This window comes from Ottowia flava (assembly GCF_008017535.1).
Lineage (GTDB): Bacteria > Pseudomonadota > Gammaproteobacteria > Burkholderiales > Burkholderiaceae_C > Ottowia > Ottowia flava.
In genome coordinates, this window is sequence record NZ_VRUA01000010.1 from 17,647 (window position 1) to 33,478 (window position 15,832).

Sequence of the window (15,832 nt, forward strand, 5' to 3'; positions counted from 1 at the left end):
GGCTTTTTTGTTCCTGCTCTCGATCGCTTGAACCATGGCGAGCTCCCAGCTTGACCTGATCGAACTGCTGCGCGCCATCGACCCCGAGGCGCCGCTGGCCGAGCGCCACCTGTGGCTGATGCGCCTGTTGGACTGGGTGCGCGGCGACACCGAAGACCCGGACATGGCGGTGGCGCGCGTGCGCATGCTGATCGATGCGGCCGAGGTTCGCCCGGAGTGGCTGAAGCTCTGGCACCACTGGTGGGAGGAGTTTCTGACCACCATCGACGCGACGCCGCTGCTGGCGGACCTGGGTTTTGCACCGCAGGGCGCGCTGATGAGCGAGCTGGTGCACCGCCTGCGCCGCAAGCTGATGCCACCAACGCCAGAGACCACCGACCTGAGCGAGCTGTTTCCGCTGCTGTTTCCGACCGATTTCGACGCCAAATGGCTGCGCGCGCTTGACGCGCGCACGCTGACGCGCCTGCGCACCGTGCTGTTTCGCGCCGCGCCCGACGCGCCGCCACCGAACATCAACGACTACGCGATGCGCACGGTGATGGACGCGGTGATGTTTGCGGTAACGCAGATCTGCGCCATCGGCCATTCCACGGCGGTGCGCATGCGCATGTCGGAGGACGCCAAGCGCGAGCGCGCGTTCGCTCAGCTGCCGCTGGCCTTCGTCACCATGCGCGAGGCGATCCAGGCGCATGGCCGCCAGAGCGCGCCGGCGCTGATCGCCATCGGCCAGTTGCGCGAGCAGCTGGACGCCTGTCGCGCGGCCGCCTCCACGGTCTACACGCACCTCGAAGAACACGGCATTTCGGTGCACATTGAGTTCCAGCTGCGGCAGTTGCGCCAGCGCATCATCCGCGTCAAGGCGCTGCTGCTGTGCCTGGAAACCGACGCACCCGCTCAGGCGACGACCCAACTGCTGTCGCACCTGGTGCGCGTGGACCAGGATGCGCGCAGCCTGCGCGCCCTGATGGCGGACAACACCGAACTGCTGGCCGCCAAGGTGACCGAGCGCAACGCCGAAACCGGCCAGCACTACATCACCCGCAACGCCAGCGAGTACCTGCACATGCTGGGCGCGGCGGCGGGCGGCGGTGCGGTGCTGGCCTGCACCACCTGGATCAAGCTGGTGATCGGCTCGCTCGGCCTGACCGCGTTCTGGGCTGGCTTGGTGGCGGGCATCAACTACGCGGCCTGCTTCGTGCTGATCATGCTGCTGGGGTGGACCGTCGCCACCAAGCAGCCGGCGATGACCGCCCCGGCCATGGCGGCGCGCCTGCGCAACATCGGCGCGCCCGGCGCGGCAGACGATTTCGTCGACGAGGTGGTTTACCTGCTGCGCTCGCAGTTCGCCGCGATCCTGGGCAACGTGGGGGTGGTGGTGCCGGTCGTGATCGGCATCGCCATGCTGATCGAGCGCACCGCCCACCACACGGTGATGGACGGCTACCACGCACAGTACACGCTGGCGCAGCACCAAATCTTCGGGCCCACCGCCTTGTTTGCGGCCGCCACAGGCGGCCTGCTGTTCCTCTCCAGCCTGATCGCGGGCTGGGTGGAAAACTGGTTCGTGTTCCATCGGCTGGACTCCGTGATTGCGCATCACCCGCGCGTCACGCGCTGGCTGGGCGCCGAGCGTGCGCGGCGCTGGGGCGCGTACTGGCGCCAGCGCATTTCCAGCTACGCCGCCAACATCTCGCTGGGACTCATGCTGGGCCTGGTGCCCCCGGTGCTGGGCTTCTTCGGCATTCCGTTCGAGGTGCGTCACGTCACGCTGGTCGCCGGGCAGGTCGGGGCGGCAGCACACGAAATCGGTCCGCAGGTGATTCACCGAGCCATGTTCTGGGGTGCGGTAGGCGGCATTGCCATTACGGGGCTGATGAACCTGGCGTTCAGTTTCCTGCTGGCCTTCCGCCTGGCGCTGACCGCGCAGAACATCGGCGCCGTCAACCGCAAGCGGCTGTACGTCGCCCTTCGCCGCCGCATGCTGCGCCAGCCTCTGTCGTTCGTGCTGCCGGTGCGGCTCAAGCACCGGCCTCAGGCCACTGAAGCCGAGCCAGACGCCGCCCCTGCGTCCGACGCACCGGTCGGCGGCGACAAGCCCTTGGAGCCACCATCGCCGCCAAGGTAGCCGCCACCCGGCGCTGCGGTTAGGATCGACCGACAACTTCGAGGACTCGCCGCTTGACAGATCAACTGACGTCCGGCTGGGTCGCTGCATGGAGCAACACCCCGGGCCCGCAAGCGTTGGAATGGGCCTTGCTGCTGGCGGTGGCCACGCTGGCTGGCCATTGGGTGCAGCGTTACACCCAGCTTCCCAAGATCATTGGCTACGCCGTCGTCGGTGCCATCACCGGCTGGCTCGGCGTTGCGGGCGCTACCTGGCCGCTGCAGGGCGTGGGCCTGTTCCTGCTGGAGCTGGGCATTGCCGTGGTGCTGTTCGACGCCGGCGCGCGGCTGTCGCTGCGCTGGCTGCGCCACAACCCGATGGTCCTTGTGCAAAGCCTGGCCGAGTCGCTGCTCACCTACGCCGTCGCCTTCCTCACGCTGCGCGCGCTCGGGCTGGAGCTGACCGTGGTGCGCGCGCTGGCGGTGCTGGCGGTCGCCACCGCGCCGGCGGTGCTGATGCGCGTGGTGTCCGATCTGCGCGCCGACGGTCCGATGACCGACCGGGCGATTGCCCTGGCTACGCTCAACACGCTCTACACCCTGACCCTCGGAACCGCCATGCTGCGGACGATTGGGCGTGGCGACGGCACGATGCTGGCGTCCGTCGGCGGCTCGCTCGGCGTGCTGGGCATCTCCTTGCTGCTGGGCGGCATGCTGGCGGGCTTGCTGGCGCTGGCCTTCCGCATCCTGCGCGCCACCAGCCAGGACACCGCGGTGGTCATGCTGGCGCTGATCGGCGCCTGCACCGCGATCGCGTCTCCGCTGGGCGGATCGGCGCCGCTGGCCGCGCTGCTGGGCGGCATCCTGCTCAAGCAGTTCTACCCGCGCCCCTGGGTGTGGCCGCGCCAGCTGGGCACGGCAGCGTCGATGCTGACCATCCTGATGTTCGTGCTGGTCTCGTCGATGGCCGCGCAGGCCAACTGGCACGGCGCGCTGACCTGGGCGGCCCTCGCGCTGATCGTGGTGCGGGCGCTGGCCAAGGTGGCGAGCCTGCTGGCGACCGGCTGGGGCAGCGGGCTGTCGCCGCGCAAATCGTTCTGGGTCGGGGTGGCGATGGTGCCGATGTCGTCCGTGGCGCTGCTGCTGACGTCCCAGTTCGTCAGCGCCTCGCCCAGCATCGGTGAAAAGGTGGCCGCCATCGCGCTGCCGGTGATCCTGATCACCGAACTCATCGGCGCGGTGCTGGTCAGCCTGGCGCTGTACCGCACCGGCGAAGCGGCCAAGCCCTGGCGCCAGGCCGGCTCACGCGCACCCGAATCGCCCCCTGAGGGCGAACTGGAACCCGACACCGACAAAGGCCCGCTGACATGAGCCTGGAGCCCTTTGGCCAGTCCGAGGCCCTGACGATCGGCGTGGAGCTGGAGCTTCAGCTCGTCAACACGCACGACTACAACCTGACGCACTACGCCGACGACATGCTGCGCCTGATGGCCAAGCGCGAGCTGCCCGGCAGCGTGGTGCCCGAGATGACCGCCGGCATGATCGAGATATCGACCGGCGTCTGCCACACCTGGCAGGAGGCGCTGGGCCAGCTGCAGCAGATCCGCGACGCGCTGGTCCAGTGCGCCGACAAGCTGGGCATTGCCGTGGTCGGCGGCGGCACGCACCCGTTCCAGCAGTGGCACCAGCAGCGCATCTACGACAAGCCGCGTTTTCACCAGCTGTCGCAGCTGTACGGCTACCTGACCAAGCAGTTCACCATCTTCGGCCAGCATGTGCACGTGGGCTGTCCCGACGCCGATTCGGCGCTGTACACGCTGCACTGCATGTCGCGCTACATCCCGCACTTCATCGCATTGGCGGCATCCAGCCCTTATGTGCAGGCGCAGGACACGGCGTTCGATTCGGCGCGGCTGAACTCGGTGTTCGCATTCCCACTGTCAGGGCGCGCGCCCTGTCTGCTGACCTGGACGGAATTCGAGCAGTACTTCGACAAGATGACGCACACCGGCGTCGTCAAGAGCATGAAGGACTTCTATTGGGACATCCGCCCCAAGCCCGAGTACGGCACGATCGAAGTGCGCGTGTTCGACACCCCGCTGACGGTGGAGCGCGCTGCCGCGCTGGCCGGCCTGGTGCAGTCGTTGGCCGCCTGGTTCCAGTCCGAGCGGCCCTTCACCCCGGTCGAAGACGACTACCTGGTCTACAGCTACAACCGCTTTCAGGCCTGCCGCTTCGGGCTGGACGCGGTCTATGTAGACCCCGCTACGGGCGAGCACCTGCCGCTGCGCGAGCACCTGCTGGGCACGATGGATCGGCTGGCGCCGTTTGCGGCAGCGCGCGGTGCCACCGACGCCCTGGCCGCGTTGCGCCAGGTCGTGACCGAAGACCGCAACGACGCGCGCTGGCTGCGCGAACGCCAGGCGCGCGAGCACCTGCTGGGCGAAGTCATCCGCCAAGCCAGCCTGCGCTTTCGGGGTCAATAAAGGAGCGCCGATGCGAGCGCTGTCACGCTTGTACACAGCCCGCCCGGAACCAGGGCGACGCCGCCACCGTCTGACAAACCCCCGCGTTTCACGTCACAATCTCTCACCATGACCTTGCGCATCGGCATCTCCGCCCGTCTGTTGCACGCTCCCCCGCCCGGTATGGGCCTGCCGCTCAAACGGCTGCAATACCTCGAGAGCAACATGGCGCACTGGATCATGAACTACGGCGTCGTCGCGCTGATGATCCCCTTCATCGACCAGCGCACGCCCACCCTGCGTAAACGCCCACCCACGGCCGATCTGGTCGAAAACCTGGACGGTCTGGTGCTGCAGGGCGGCGTCGACATCAGCGCCGAAACCTACGGCGCCAAGCCCTGGAAGACCGACCCCGAGGCCGACCCGATCCGCGACGAATACGAGCTGGACCTGCTGCGCGGCTTCATCGGCGCGGGCAAGCCGGTGCTGGGCATCTGCCGCGGCGCGCAGCTGCTGAACGTGTACTTTGGCGGCACGCTGGTGCAGGACATCCCCTCGCTGTGGCCCGGCGCCATCCCACACCAGGACACCGTCACCTACGACCGGCTGACGCACGAAGTGCACTTCGTGCCCGGCTCGCTGCTGTCCGACATCTACGGTTACGAGCCGCAGCGCGTCACCAGCATCCACCACCAGTGCGTGGACGAGCTGGGCCGCGGCCTGGTGATCGAGGCGCGCAGCCCGATCGACCGCGTACCCGAAGCCATCCGCCACACCGGCTACCCGTTTGTCGTCGGCGTGCAGTGGCACCCCGAATTCCACCTGGCCGGTCAGGACGAACCGTTGAACGCGCTGGACAGTGGCCCTCTGATGATGTCGTTTCTGAAAGCCGCCGCGCGCCGCGCCGGCCGCATGCGCCGCCTGACCGATGGCGTGGCGCGCGTGCGCGAACGCGCCAATGTGTTCGGCGGCCGCTGAGCGCGCCTTAGGCGGTAGGCAATCGGCGTGGGCGAATTCGACCTGATCGCGCGTTATTTCAAGCGAAAAACGCCCTCCGCCCTACAGCCACCTGCGCCATCAGCTACCAATTCGGTAGCAATTGAAGCACCGCCCATTGCTCTCGGCATTGGCGACGACTGCGCTCTCCTCACCCCCGCACCCGGCCAGCAACTGGCCATCAGCACCGACATGCTGGTCAAGGGACGGCACTTCTTCCCTGACGTCGACCCGGCCGCGCTCGGCCACAAGGCCCTGGCCGTCAACCTGAGCGACCTCGCCGCCATGGGCGCAGAGCCTGTGGCCTTCACCCTGGCGCTGGCCTTGCCGCCTGAGCGCGCCGCCGACGACGCCTGGATGAGCGCTTTCGCCCAAGGCCTGTTCGCCCTGGCCGACGAACACCGCTGCCCCCTGATCGGCGGCGACACCACGGCCGGGCCGCTCAACATCTGCATCACCGTCTTTGGCCAGATCCCCGTTGGCCAGGCCTTGCGCCGCGACGGCGCCCAGCCGGGCGACGATATCTGGGTCAGCGGCACCCTGGGCGAAGCGCGCCTGGCCCTGCTCGCCCTGCAAGGCCAGATCGAGTTGGCGCCCGAGCGGCTGGCCGTGCTGCGTGAGCGGCTGGAGCGCCCCATTCCGCGCATCGCGCTCGGCCGGGCGCTGCGAGCCATCGCCACCAGCGCGATGGACCTGAGCGACGGCTTGTCGGGCGACTTGACGCACATGGCTGTCGCCAGCGGGGTGGGCGCGGTGCTGGACAGCATGGCGCTGGGCAAGGCGGTGGGCCCGGTGGCCGAGTGCGTCAGTCCCCGACCGGCAGACCCAGTTTCACTTGCCCTGACAGGCGGCGACGACTATGAGTTGCTGTTCACCGCATCGCCCGGCCAGCGAGACACGGTGAACGCCCTGGCTGTGGCGTCTGCGCTGCCGCTCACCCGCATCGGTCAGATCCGATCAGGCAGTGGGCTCTGGCTGGACGACGGCGCGGGCGGCCAGTCCGCCATCGCGCGCACCGGGTACGACCATTTCGCGTGACGCGGCGGCGAGCCGCGCGCTGCGCTCAGTCCAGCTTGACGCCCGCCCGCTTGATGACCGCGCCCCAGCGCTCGCTTTCGGCGCGGGACATGGCCTGGAACTGCTGGGGCGTTCCGGGCAGGGCTTCAATGCCGTATTCCTGCATGCGCTTGACCACAGCCGGGTCTTGCAGCGCCTTGTTGATGGTGGTGTTGAGCCGTGCGACGACATCGCTCGGCAGTCCCGCCGGGCCGACCATGCCCTGAAACGCGTAGACCTCGGCATCGCTCACGCCGCTTTCTGCGAGGGTGGGCAGGTCCGGCAGTTGCGCCACCCGCTTGGCCGAGCCGATGGCCAACGCGCGCACCTTGCCGCTGCTGATGGCCGGCAGGCCAGCGGGCAGATCGAGGAACATGCACGGGACCTGGCCACCCATCACATCCTGCAAGGCAGGCGCCGCACCCTTGTACGGAATGTGCGTGAGCGAGGTCTTGGTGCGCTCCTGGAACAGCTCCATCGCCAAGTGGTGGGGCGAGCCATTGCCGGGCGACGCGCAGTTGACCTTGCCCGGGTGGGCGCGCACGTAAGCGAGAAAGTCCTTGAACGTCTTGGCCTCGAATTGGGGGTTGACCACAAGCGCCAGGGGAAAGCGCCCAAACGCGCCAACGAAAGTGAAGTCCTTGGTGGGGTTGAACGGCAGCTTGCTGAACAGGTGCTCATTGAAGGCCAGCAGCGCGTTATCGGCAGACATGACCGTGTAGCCGTCGGGTTTGGCCTTGGCCGTGAGGTCCGCGCCAATGTTCGTCGCTGCGCCGGGGCGGTTGTCCACGATGATCGCCTGGCCCAGCTGCGGGCGCATGGCCTCGGCGATGGCGCGCGCCAGCACGTCGGTGCCGCCGCCGGCGGGGTAGGGCACGATCCACTTGATCTGCTGGGCGGGCCAGCCCTGGGCACGCACGCCGGCACTGGCGGCCAAGCCAGCCGCGGCCAGGGAAAGCCATTCACGTCGTTGCATCAAAGTCTCCTGAATTGATAGCTGCCCGCGCCGACTGCGCATGGGCTAGGGGGTATATTGAACCACTTTCTGGTCAATAACCCCGAACAACGTGTGGCCATCCCGTCCCTTCATCTCAATGCGCAGGCGGTCGCCGAACTTCATGTAGTCGGTCGTCGCCGCACCGTCCTGCAACGTTTCCATGGCGCGCCTTTCAGCGATGCAGCCATAGCCCTTGGGCCATTCGCGGCGGCCGTTCTGCTCAACGCCGGGGTTGCTGACGGTGCCGCTGCCGACGATGGTGCCCGCACGCAGGCGGCGGGTGCGCGCGGCGTGGGCGATCAGTTCGCCAAAGTGAAAGCGCATATCGGGCCCGGCGTCGCACATCCCGACCTTGCGGCCGTTCCAGCTGGTTTGCAGCGTCAGGTGCACGCGGCCGTCCTGCCAGGCGTCGCCCAACTCGTCGGGCGTGACCGCCACCGGGCTGAAGGCGGTGGAAGGCTTGCCCTGCACCAGGCCGAGCCGTGTTTCGACCTCGCTCGCGATGAGATGGCGCAGGCTGACGTCGTTGGCCAGCATCAGCAGGCGCACGGCGTCCAGCCCCTGGTCGGGGGTGACGCCCATGGGCACGTCGGCGGTGATCACAGCCAGTTCGGCTTCGAAGTCGATGCCGAAGGCTTCGGCGCTGACCAGGATGTCGTCGCATGCGCCCAGCAGGTCGTCGCTGCCACCCTGGTACATCAGCGGCTCGGTGTAAAAGCGCTCAGGCACGTCGCTGCGGCCGGCGGCACGCACCAACTCGACATGGTTCAAATACGCCGAGCCGTCCAGCCACTGATAGGCGCGTGGCAGCGGCGCCATGCACTGCGCGGGGTCGAACGGAAAGGCGTGCCGGGCGCGGCCCTGGTTGAGCGCATCCGACACGTCCTGCAGCTGCGGCGCGATGAAGTTCCAGTCGTCCAGCGCCTGCTGCAGGCGCCCGGCAATGCCGGTGGCGAAATGCGCAGTGCCCAGGTCGCGTGAGACGACGATCAGCTGACCGTCGCGCGAGCCGTCTTTCAAAGTGGCCAGTTTCATGGGGAATTTGCCCGAATGCTCGAACGGCACGGGCCCGTCCCGACCGTGAAATAAGCGGCTGGCGAGCGCCGCCGCGTGCGCAGAAAATGATACAGGGGATGCACGTCGTCACGCGTAGGCCTGCTGGCCCACCCACCGATGCCCCCGCTTCCTTTGAACCAACGCCAGACGGAAGTCCCGCTTTCACCGCTGCTTCGGCCCTACGCCCGTGCCCCGTTTCGCCAACACCCGCCCTTCCTCGCCATGGCTGCGGCTGGTGGCCGTGGTCGTGCTGGCGCACGCGGCGGTGCTGACCGCGCTGTCGTCACCCCCGCGAACGAACGCGCCGAGCAGCACCCTGTACTGGTCCACCCGATCGGTCGCGCAGCCACCCGCGCAAGCGCACGAGGCGGCCGCCCAAGCCGCCGCTGAGCCGGCGGTGGCGCGACCAGCTGCGCTTGCACAACGGGCAACGCGCGCCCGGGCCAACCCAGCGAGCACGCGCCGCGCAGCAACGCCCCACCGCCTGGCACGGCCAGCGGATGGTGCCCTGGCCGCGCCTGGGCGCTCGGTCTCGGCAGCACCGCGGCCAACGACCACCCAGTCTGTCGCTGCAGCTGCCGGCACCGATGCGCCCGTCGATGAACCTGCGACGGCCGCGCCCGCAGCCGGCGCCACCGAGCTGCCCCGCGTGCAGGTCGCGCAGGCGGCCACGCTCACCTACGCGGTGACCGGCACAGCGCGAGGCCAGCCGGTCGACACCCGATCAGAACTCCGCTGGCAACCCGCAGGGGGCCACTACGAAGCCGAATGGCGCACGCTGGCCGACGGCCCGCGTCCGGCACACCGCTGGCACAGCCAGGGCCTGGTCACCAGCGTCGGCCTGATGCCGGAACGCTTTGCCGAACGGACGCGCGCTGAGCGCGCAGCGCATTTCGATGCCGCGGGTGGCCGCGTGCGGTTCAGCGCCAATACGCCCGACGCTCCTTGGTCGCCCGGTGGCCAGGACCGGCTGAGCGCCGTGCTGCAGCTGGGCGCGCTGCTGGCCGCCGCGCCCGAACGGTACCCTCCGGGCAGCCGGCTCAGCCTGCAAATCACGGGCGCACGCGACGCTGCAGTGCGGGAATGGACTGTGCAAGTAGACGAGGTTCTCACCGTTGACGGCCAACCCGTGCCCTGCGCCGTGCTGATGCACCAACCTGAGCGCCCCTACGAACCCGCTGTCACCCTGTGGTTGGCGCGGCCCTGGCATTACCTGCCCGCGCGCCTGCGCCAGACATTCGCGCAGGCCGACACCGTGGAGCACAGCCTGCAGAATCTCGCGCTACAACCCTGAAAATACGCTGAAAGTGTGCATTTTTGAGCGTGATGCAGGCACAACGTGCTTGGCTGACACCCGCTGTAGGCGCTGCCGTACACCTTGAAAAGGGCTCGCGCGTTCTTATGTATGCAGGGCGCGAAATCCCTTCGCACCCACCCGAGAAAGGCTCAACCCAACGATGAACACGCTCTACGACTCCGACAGCTTCGCGGTCGTCCACCTGCTGCCCGAGGCGCCCGACAGCGCCGAGTTGCCCGCGGGTACACCAGCGCTGGCGCGCCACGGATTCGAGATCGTGGACAAGCGTTCGGGCAAAGAGGTTTACCTGGACGGCCTGTGGGCCGAAATGTTCCAGCAGCGCATCGCCGCCTGGCAGGAAAGCACGCCCACCCAGGAAGAGGTAGAAGACACGCTGGAAGGCTACGCCGAGCTGGCGCAGAACCCGGTCGTGGTGCACTGACCCGCCGACGCGGCTGCTCTGGTCGCACTGGACTTTCATTGAAGACCCGCCCTTTGGCGGGTCTTGTCTTTTCAGCGCCCGAAACCTGATGTCATGATTGCTTCTGTATTGATAGCTGCCTGCGCAAGCAGGTGTAGCGCTAACGGGTTATTTGATGTCGATTTTCACCATCCGATCACCTAACGGCGCGGCGCGCTGACCGCGGCTCCCCGCAGCGGCAGCCAGGCGGTCTCGCGCCGCATCTCGCACAGGTACGATGCCCGCATGCGTCACCGTCCCGCCCCGCTCCGGACCGCTGCCTACGGCTTACTCTGCGCCACGCTCACCGCCTGCGCCACGCTGCCCGCACCACCGCTGACGCCGCCCGAATCCGAGCGCTTGGGCAGCCTGCTGCCGGCCGACGCGCTGCTGATCGGTGAACAGCACGATGCCCCCGCCCACCAGCAGTTGGAGCGCCAAGTCGTGCAATGGTTGGCCGACCGCGGCGCGCTGGCGGCCGTGGCGATGGAGATGGCCGAGCGCGGCCACAGCACCGCCGATTTGCCGCGCGCTGCCAGCGCCACGCAGGTGCGCCGCGCCCTGGCCTGGGACGACGCCGGCTGGCCGTGGAAGCGCTACGGCCCGGTCGTCATGACCGCCGTGCGCGCCGGCGTGCCGGTGCTGGGCGCCAACCTGCCGCGCAGTGGCCTGCGCGCCGCCATGCAGAACGCCACGCTCGACCAGCTGCTGGCGCCGCCCATGCTGGCCGAGCAGGAGCGGCGCATCCGCGAAGGCCATTGCAACTTGCTGCCAGACCGCCAGATCCGCCCGATGGCGCGGGTGCAGATCGCGCGCGACCAGGCGATGGCCGAGACCGTCAGCGCCGCGCGCCAACCGGGGCGCACCGTGCTGCTGGTGGCGGGCAATGGCCATGTGCAGCGGGGGCTGGGCGTGCCGGTGCACCTCTCCAAAGAAACTCGATCAAAAGTGCTCTCAGCCCAATCCGAGTCTGCGCAAGCAGCTACTGAAAACAGAGCGCTCAGCAACACCGCGCAGCCTGCGGAGGCAGCCGATCTGCGCTGGCCGACACCCCCTGCGCCACCGCGCGACCATTGCGCCGAACTGCGGCAGGTCATGCCCGCCGCCCGATGACGCAACGCACCAACAACAACGCCGGGCAACTGCCCGGCGTTGTTGTGGGTGCCGCGGTGGCGCGCCCTGTCTGGCACGCCCCGCCGCTTTCACGCCTTAGCGGCGGTACGGGTTGTCCGGCTGGCGGTCGTAGCGGTTGGGCACGCCGTCGCGGTCGCGGTCACCACGGTTGTCGGCGCGGCCCGGGCGACGGTCGTAGCGGTCCGGGATGCCGTCGCGGTCACGGTCACGCCAGCGCGGGCCGTTCGCGTAACCAGGGACCGGGCTGCGGTCCCAGCGGGCGGCCTGGTAGGCCCAGCCATTCCCGTGGCGCTGCCACGCCGGCGGCACGTAAGCGTAGCCCGGACGCTCGCGCATCCAGTAGCCGCGCGTCCACACGTAGTTGCCGTGGCGGTATTCGTAGTGCCCCGGCGCCCACACATAGCCTGCGCGCGGCGCTGGCACCATCGCGTGTGCCGGCGGCGGCGGCGGGCCGATCTGCACGTTGACGTAGGCCTGAGCGTGGGCCGTGCCGGCGGCGCCCAGGGTCAGTGCGCCGACGGACAGCGCGGTGGCGGCCCATACGGCCGCGCGGCGGGAGATTCGGTTCGTCATGGTTCGCGTTCCTTTCACGAAGTAGCGACAACCTCATGGTGCGCCGGCTGCGTCAAGGCTGTGCAAACCGCTTGCAAAGTTCGGTACACAAGCGTTGCGGCCAGGGGGAGCGACCCAACCAAATCGGCCTTTTCGTCGTTTTTTCACAACGAAAAGGCCGGATTTTCAGGCTCGCCCGAGCTACCAGGCGTCAACAAACGGCTTGGTCGGCCCCAGCGGCGCGGTGCAGCCGTCCAGCCCGCGCGCCAGCCACGCGCGCGTGTCAGCCGGGTCGATCACGGCGTCGATCTCCAGCGTCTGCGCCATCGCCATGGCCTCGCCGTTGGCGTACTGCTTGGCCAGCAGCTGGTCGAACAGCGCATCGCGCTGCGGGCCGGCGGGCACGGCTTCCAGCTCTTTGCGGAAGCCTAAGCGCACCGCGCCTTCCAGCCCCATGGCGCCGAATTCGCCGGTGGGCCAGGCGACGTTGAAGACCGGCGCGTCGAAGCCGCCCGCCGTCATCGCCTGCGCGCCCAGGCCGTAGCCCTTGCGCAGCACGATGGCGAAGTACGGCACGCGCAGGTGCGAGGCGATCATGAGCATGCGGCTGGTGTGGCGCACCTGGGCCTGCGTTTCGATCTCCGGCCCGACCATGAAGCCCGGGGTGTCGACGAGCGCAACGATCGGCAGGCCGTGCGCATTCGCCAGTTGCATGAAGCGCGCCGCCTTGTCCGCTGCGTCGGGGTCGATGGCGCCGCCCAGGTGGTGCGGGTTGTTGGCCAGCACCGCGACCGGCCGGCCTTCCACACGCGCCAGGCCCGTGACCATGCCGGCGCCAAAGCCGGCGCGCAGCTCCAGCCAGCTGCCGCTGTCAAACAAGCCGCGCAGCACGGCGCGCACGTCGTATACGCGCAGGCGGTTTTCGGGAATCGCGTGGCGCAGCAGGCGCTGGTCGTCGCACTGCCAGTCCGCCACCGCACCCTGGAAGTAGCTGAGGTACTGGCGCGCCACGGCGACGGCTTCGGCCTCGTCCTGCACCAGCACGTCGATCACGCCGCTGGCGCTTTGCACGGCCGACGGGCCGATCTGCTCGGGTGCGAACGTGCCCAGGCCGCCGCCTTCGATCATGGCGGGGCCGCCCATGCCGATGTTGCTGGCGCGCGTGGCGATGATGGTGTCGCAGCAACCCAGCAGCGCGGCGTTGCCGGCGTAGCAGCGGCCGTGCACGATGCCGACCACCGGCACCACGCCCGACAGCGCCGCGAAGTCGCTGAAGGTGTGGTTGTTCAGGCCCGCCAGGATCGGCATGTCGACATCGCCCGGGCGGCCGCCACCGCCTTCGGCAAACAGCACCAGCGGAATGCGCAGCTGGTGTGCCACTTTCAGCAGCCGGTCCTTCTTGTGGTGGTTGCGCCAACCCTGCGTGCCGGCCAGCACGGTGTAGTCGTAAGCCATGATGGCGCAGCGCGAGCGCTCGGGGCCGAACAGCTTTTCGTTGACGCTGCCGACGCCGGTCACCATGCCGTCGGCCGGCGTGTTGGCGACCAGGTCTTCCAGCGTGCGGCGGCTGCGCTGCGCGGCAATCGCCAGCGCCCCGTATTCAATGAAGTTTCCGCTTCTGGCCGGTGTCACGCTTGCGCGGCCAGCTTCGGTATCGATAGCGTCACCCAATTCGCACAGGTCGGCGATGTTGGCGCGCGCGCTGCGCCCACCCTGCGCGTGGCGCTTGGCCATCGCGGCCTGGCGGTTGGCGTCCAGGGTGAATGCGTGGCGGTCGATGACGCGCTGCAGGTCGGCGCGCGGCGTGTCCAGATCCAGCGCCTGTTCGGCCTCGGTCGCGCTGTGTACGGCATCCACCGGCTCCAGCCGCACCAGCGCCTGGCCTTCGACCAGAAAATCGCCCGCTTGCGCCGCCAAGGCGAGCACGCGGCCGGCGCTGGGCGCGTGCAGCAGGTGCTCCATCTTCATGGCCTCCAGCACGCCTAGCTGCGCGCCGGCGGGCACGACGTCGCCCACGTCCACTTCCCAGGCCACCAGCTTGGCGGCCATGGGCGCGCGCACCAGCGCCGTGCCGTCGGTCGGCTCGGCTTCGGTCTCGGCGACGGCTTGTGTGGCGGCGCTGGGCACCGGCGCGCTGGCGTCGGCGAAGGCCTGCGCGGCGTCCAGCAGGCTGGGCAGCTCGCGCTCGACAAAGCGATTGTCGACGGCGTTGGTTGCGGTCTCCCGCCGGTCGGCCAGGGCGCGCAGCAGCGGCAGGTTGGTGGCCACGCCGGCGATGCCGAATTCGGCCAACGCACGGTGCGAGCGGCGCAGCGCCGCGCCGAAGTCGGCGCTGGGGTGGTGCACGATCAGCTTGGCCAGCAGCGTGTCGTAGTGCGGCGACGGCTGCAGGCCGGCGCGGCCGTGCGTGTCCACGCGCACGCCCGGCCCGCTGGGCAAATCAAAGCGCTGCAGCGTGCCGCTGGCCGGGCGCGCCTGGCCGTCCGCCGTCAGCGTTTCGGCGTTGATGCGCCACTGGATCGCGTGGCCGCGCACGGGCACCGGCGTGCCGGGCGCCAGGCCCAGCTCGGCCAGCGTGCGGCCTTGCGCCACGCCCAGCTGCAGCTGCACCAGGTCCAGGCCGGTGACGGCTTCGGTGATGGTGTGTTCGACCTGCAGGCGCGCATTGGCCTCAATGAACACAAATGGCAAGGATATGGCCCCCACGCTCCCAGCTTCGCGTGGTTCGCTGCCCCCCGCGGGGGCGCTCGCCGCCTTGGGGCGGCCCGGCGGCGGCTCGAGTGCTCTGTCGTCCACCAAAAATTCGAACGTGCCCAGGCTGCGATAGCCCACAGCGCGCGCCATGCACAGCGCGGCCTCGCTGATCTGCTGGCGCAGCGCGTCGGGCAGGGTCGGGCTGGGGGCGATTTCCACCAGCTTTTGAAAGCGCCGCTGCAAGGTGCATTCGCGCTCGCCCAGCGCGATGACCTGGGCGCCATCGCCAACCACCTGCACCTCGATGTGGCGCGCGCGCGGCATGAAGCGCTCGACGTACACGCCTTCGACGCCGAAGGCGGCCCTGGCTTCGGAGCGGCAGCGCATCCAGCTGGGCGCGACGTCTTCGGCGCGCTCCACCACGCGCATGCCGCGGCCACCGCCACCGCCCACGGCCTTGATGATCATGGCGGCGCCGTCGGCCGCCTGTTCGGCAAAGAAGGCCTCGGCCTCTTGCAGCGACACCCCGTGGTCGATCCCGGGCATGCAGGGCACGCCATGCTCGGCCGCCAGCGCGCGGGCGCGTGCCTTGTCACCAAACAGCGCCAGTTGCTCCGGCTGCGGGCCGATGAAGACCAGCCCCGCGTCGGCGCAGGCGCGGGCAAAGTCGGCCTGTTCGCTCAGAAAACCCCAGCCCGGGTGCACCGCGTCCACACCTTTCGCTCGCGCGATGGCGATAACGGCGGCCGCGTCCAGGTAGGCGGCCGGGCCGCTGGCGGCCAGCGCCACGGCCTCGTCGGCCAGTTGCACGTGCAGGGCTTGCGCGTCGTCCTGCGCGTAGACCGCCACGCTGGCGATGCCGGCGTCGCGCAGGGCATGGATCAGGCGCACCGCGACCTCGCCCCGGTTGGCGATCAAGACTTTGTGGAAGGTGGGAGAGGTCATGGACTTGCTATCGTTGGAGTAGCTGCCTGCGCAAACAGCTGTAGGGCCAGAGGCCGATTTCTCTTAAACTCTCGAAG

At 69.0% G+C, this 15,832-nt stretch carries 12 protein-coding genes; 8 read left to right on the top strand and 4 right to left on the bottom strand.

Annotation, left to right across the window (positions count from 1 at the left end):
• Positions 1-34: 34 nt before the first annotated feature.
• The 5 genes from FVQ98_RS11305 (at position 35) to thiL (ending at position 6,602) form a co-directional block, all read left to right on the top strand.
• The gene (locus FVQ98_RS11305) at positions 35-2,125 is read left to right on the top strand and encodes a site-specific recombinase (protein WP_147913546.1); all 2,091 of its coding nucleotides are present in this window, start codon (positions 35-37) and stop codon (positions 2,123-2,125) included.
• 53 nt (positions 2,126-2,178) lie between these two features.
• Positions 2,179-3,474 carry a cation:proton antiporter domain-containing protein gene (locus tag FVQ98_RS11310; protein WP_370512951.1) on the top strand — a complete coding sequence of 432 codons (1,296 nt, stop codon included), beginning with the start codon at positions 2,179-2,181 and terminating at the stop codon, positions 3,472-3,474.
• Positions 3,471-4,589, top strand: coding sequence for a YbdK family carboxylate-amine ligase (locus FVQ98_RS11315; protein WP_147913547.1), 1,119 nt, complete (start codon positions 3,471-3,473; stop codon positions 4,587-4,589). Before FVQ98_RS11310 ends, FVQ98_RS11315 begins: the two co-directional genes overlap by 4 nt.
• A gap of 108 nt (positions 4,590-4,697) precedes the next feature.
• Positions 4,698-5,546 carry a gamma-glutamyl-gamma-aminobutyrate hydrolase family protein gene (locus tag FVQ98_RS11320; protein WP_147913548.1) on the top strand — a complete coding sequence of 283 codons (849 nt, stop codon included), beginning with the start codon at positions 4,698-4,700 and terminating at the stop codon, positions 5,544-5,546.
• 27 nt (positions 5,547-5,573) lie between these two features.
• Positions 5,574-6,602, top strand: a complete 1,029-nt coding sequence (thiL, locus tag FVQ98_RS11325; protein WP_370512952.1) for a thiamine-phosphate kinase — start codon at positions 5,574-5,576, stop codon at positions 6,600-6,602.
• A 25-nt stretch (positions 6,603-6,627) separates the two neighbouring features.
• Here the strand turns inward: thiL and FVQ98_RS11330 are convergent, their stop codons facing one another.
• Together FVQ98_RS11330 and FVQ98_RS11335 are read right to left on the bottom strand one after the other, a co-directional pair.
• Positions 6,628-7,596 carry a Bug family tripartite tricarboxylate transporter substrate binding protein gene (locus FVQ98_RS11330; protein ID WP_147913549.1) on the bottom strand — a complete coding sequence of 323 codons (969 nt, stop codon included), beginning with the start codon at positions 7,594-7,596 and terminating at the stop codon, positions 6,628-6,630.
• 45 nt (positions 7,597-7,641) lie between these two features.
• Positions 7,642-8,652: a fumarylacetoacetate hydrolase family protein gene (locus FVQ98_RS11335; protein ID WP_147913550.1), complete on the bottom strand. Its 1,011-nt coding sequence runs from the start codon at positions 8,650-8,652 to the stop codon at positions 7,642-7,644.
• Positions 8,653-8,860: 208 nt separating this feature from the next.
• Between FVQ98_RS11335 and FVQ98_RS11340 the strand changes: the two genes are divergently transcribed.
• The 3 genes from FVQ98_RS11340 to FVQ98_RS11350 all read left to right on the top strand — a co-directional run bounded on the left by FVQ98_RS11340 (position 8,861) and on the right by FVQ98_RS11350 (position 11,543).
• Positions 8,861-9,967: a DUF3108 domain-containing protein gene (locus FVQ98_RS11340; RefSeq protein WP_147913551.1), complete on the top strand. Its 1,107-nt coding sequence runs from the start codon at positions 8,861-8,863 to the stop codon at positions 9,965-9,967.
• A gap of 163 nt (positions 9,968-10,130) precedes the next feature.
• Positions 10,131-10,412 carry a BTH_I0359 family protein gene (locus FVQ98_RS11345; protein ID WP_147913552.1) on the top strand — a complete coding sequence of 94 codons (282 nt, stop codon included), beginning with the start codon at positions 10,131-10,133 and terminating at the stop codon, positions 10,410-10,412.
• A gap of 264 nt (positions 10,413-10,676) precedes the next feature.
• Entirely contained in the window at positions 10,677-11,543 is an 867-nt protein-coding gene (locus tag FVQ98_RS11350) for a ChaN family lipoprotein (protein ID WP_147913553.1), read from the top strand.
• 96 nt (positions 11,544-11,639) lie between these two features.
• Here the strand turns inward: FVQ98_RS11350 and FVQ98_RS11355 are convergent, their stop codons facing one another.
• Both FVQ98_RS11355 and FVQ98_RS11360 read right to left on the bottom strand, forming a co-directional pair.
• Positions 11,640-12,137, bottom strand: coding sequence for a YXWGXW repeat-containing protein (locus tag FVQ98_RS11355; protein ID WP_147913554.1), 498 nt, complete (start codon positions 12,135-12,137; stop codon positions 11,640-11,642).
• 180 nt (positions 12,138-12,317) lie between these two features.
• Positions 12,318-15,755 carry an acetyl-CoA carboxylase family protein gene (locus FVQ98_RS11360; RefSeq protein WP_147913555.1) on the bottom strand — a complete coding sequence of 1,146 codons (3,438 nt, stop codon included), beginning with the start codon at positions 15,753-15,755 and terminating at the stop codon, positions 12,318-12,320.
• Between the last annotated feature and the right edge of the window lie 77 nt (positions 15,756-15,832).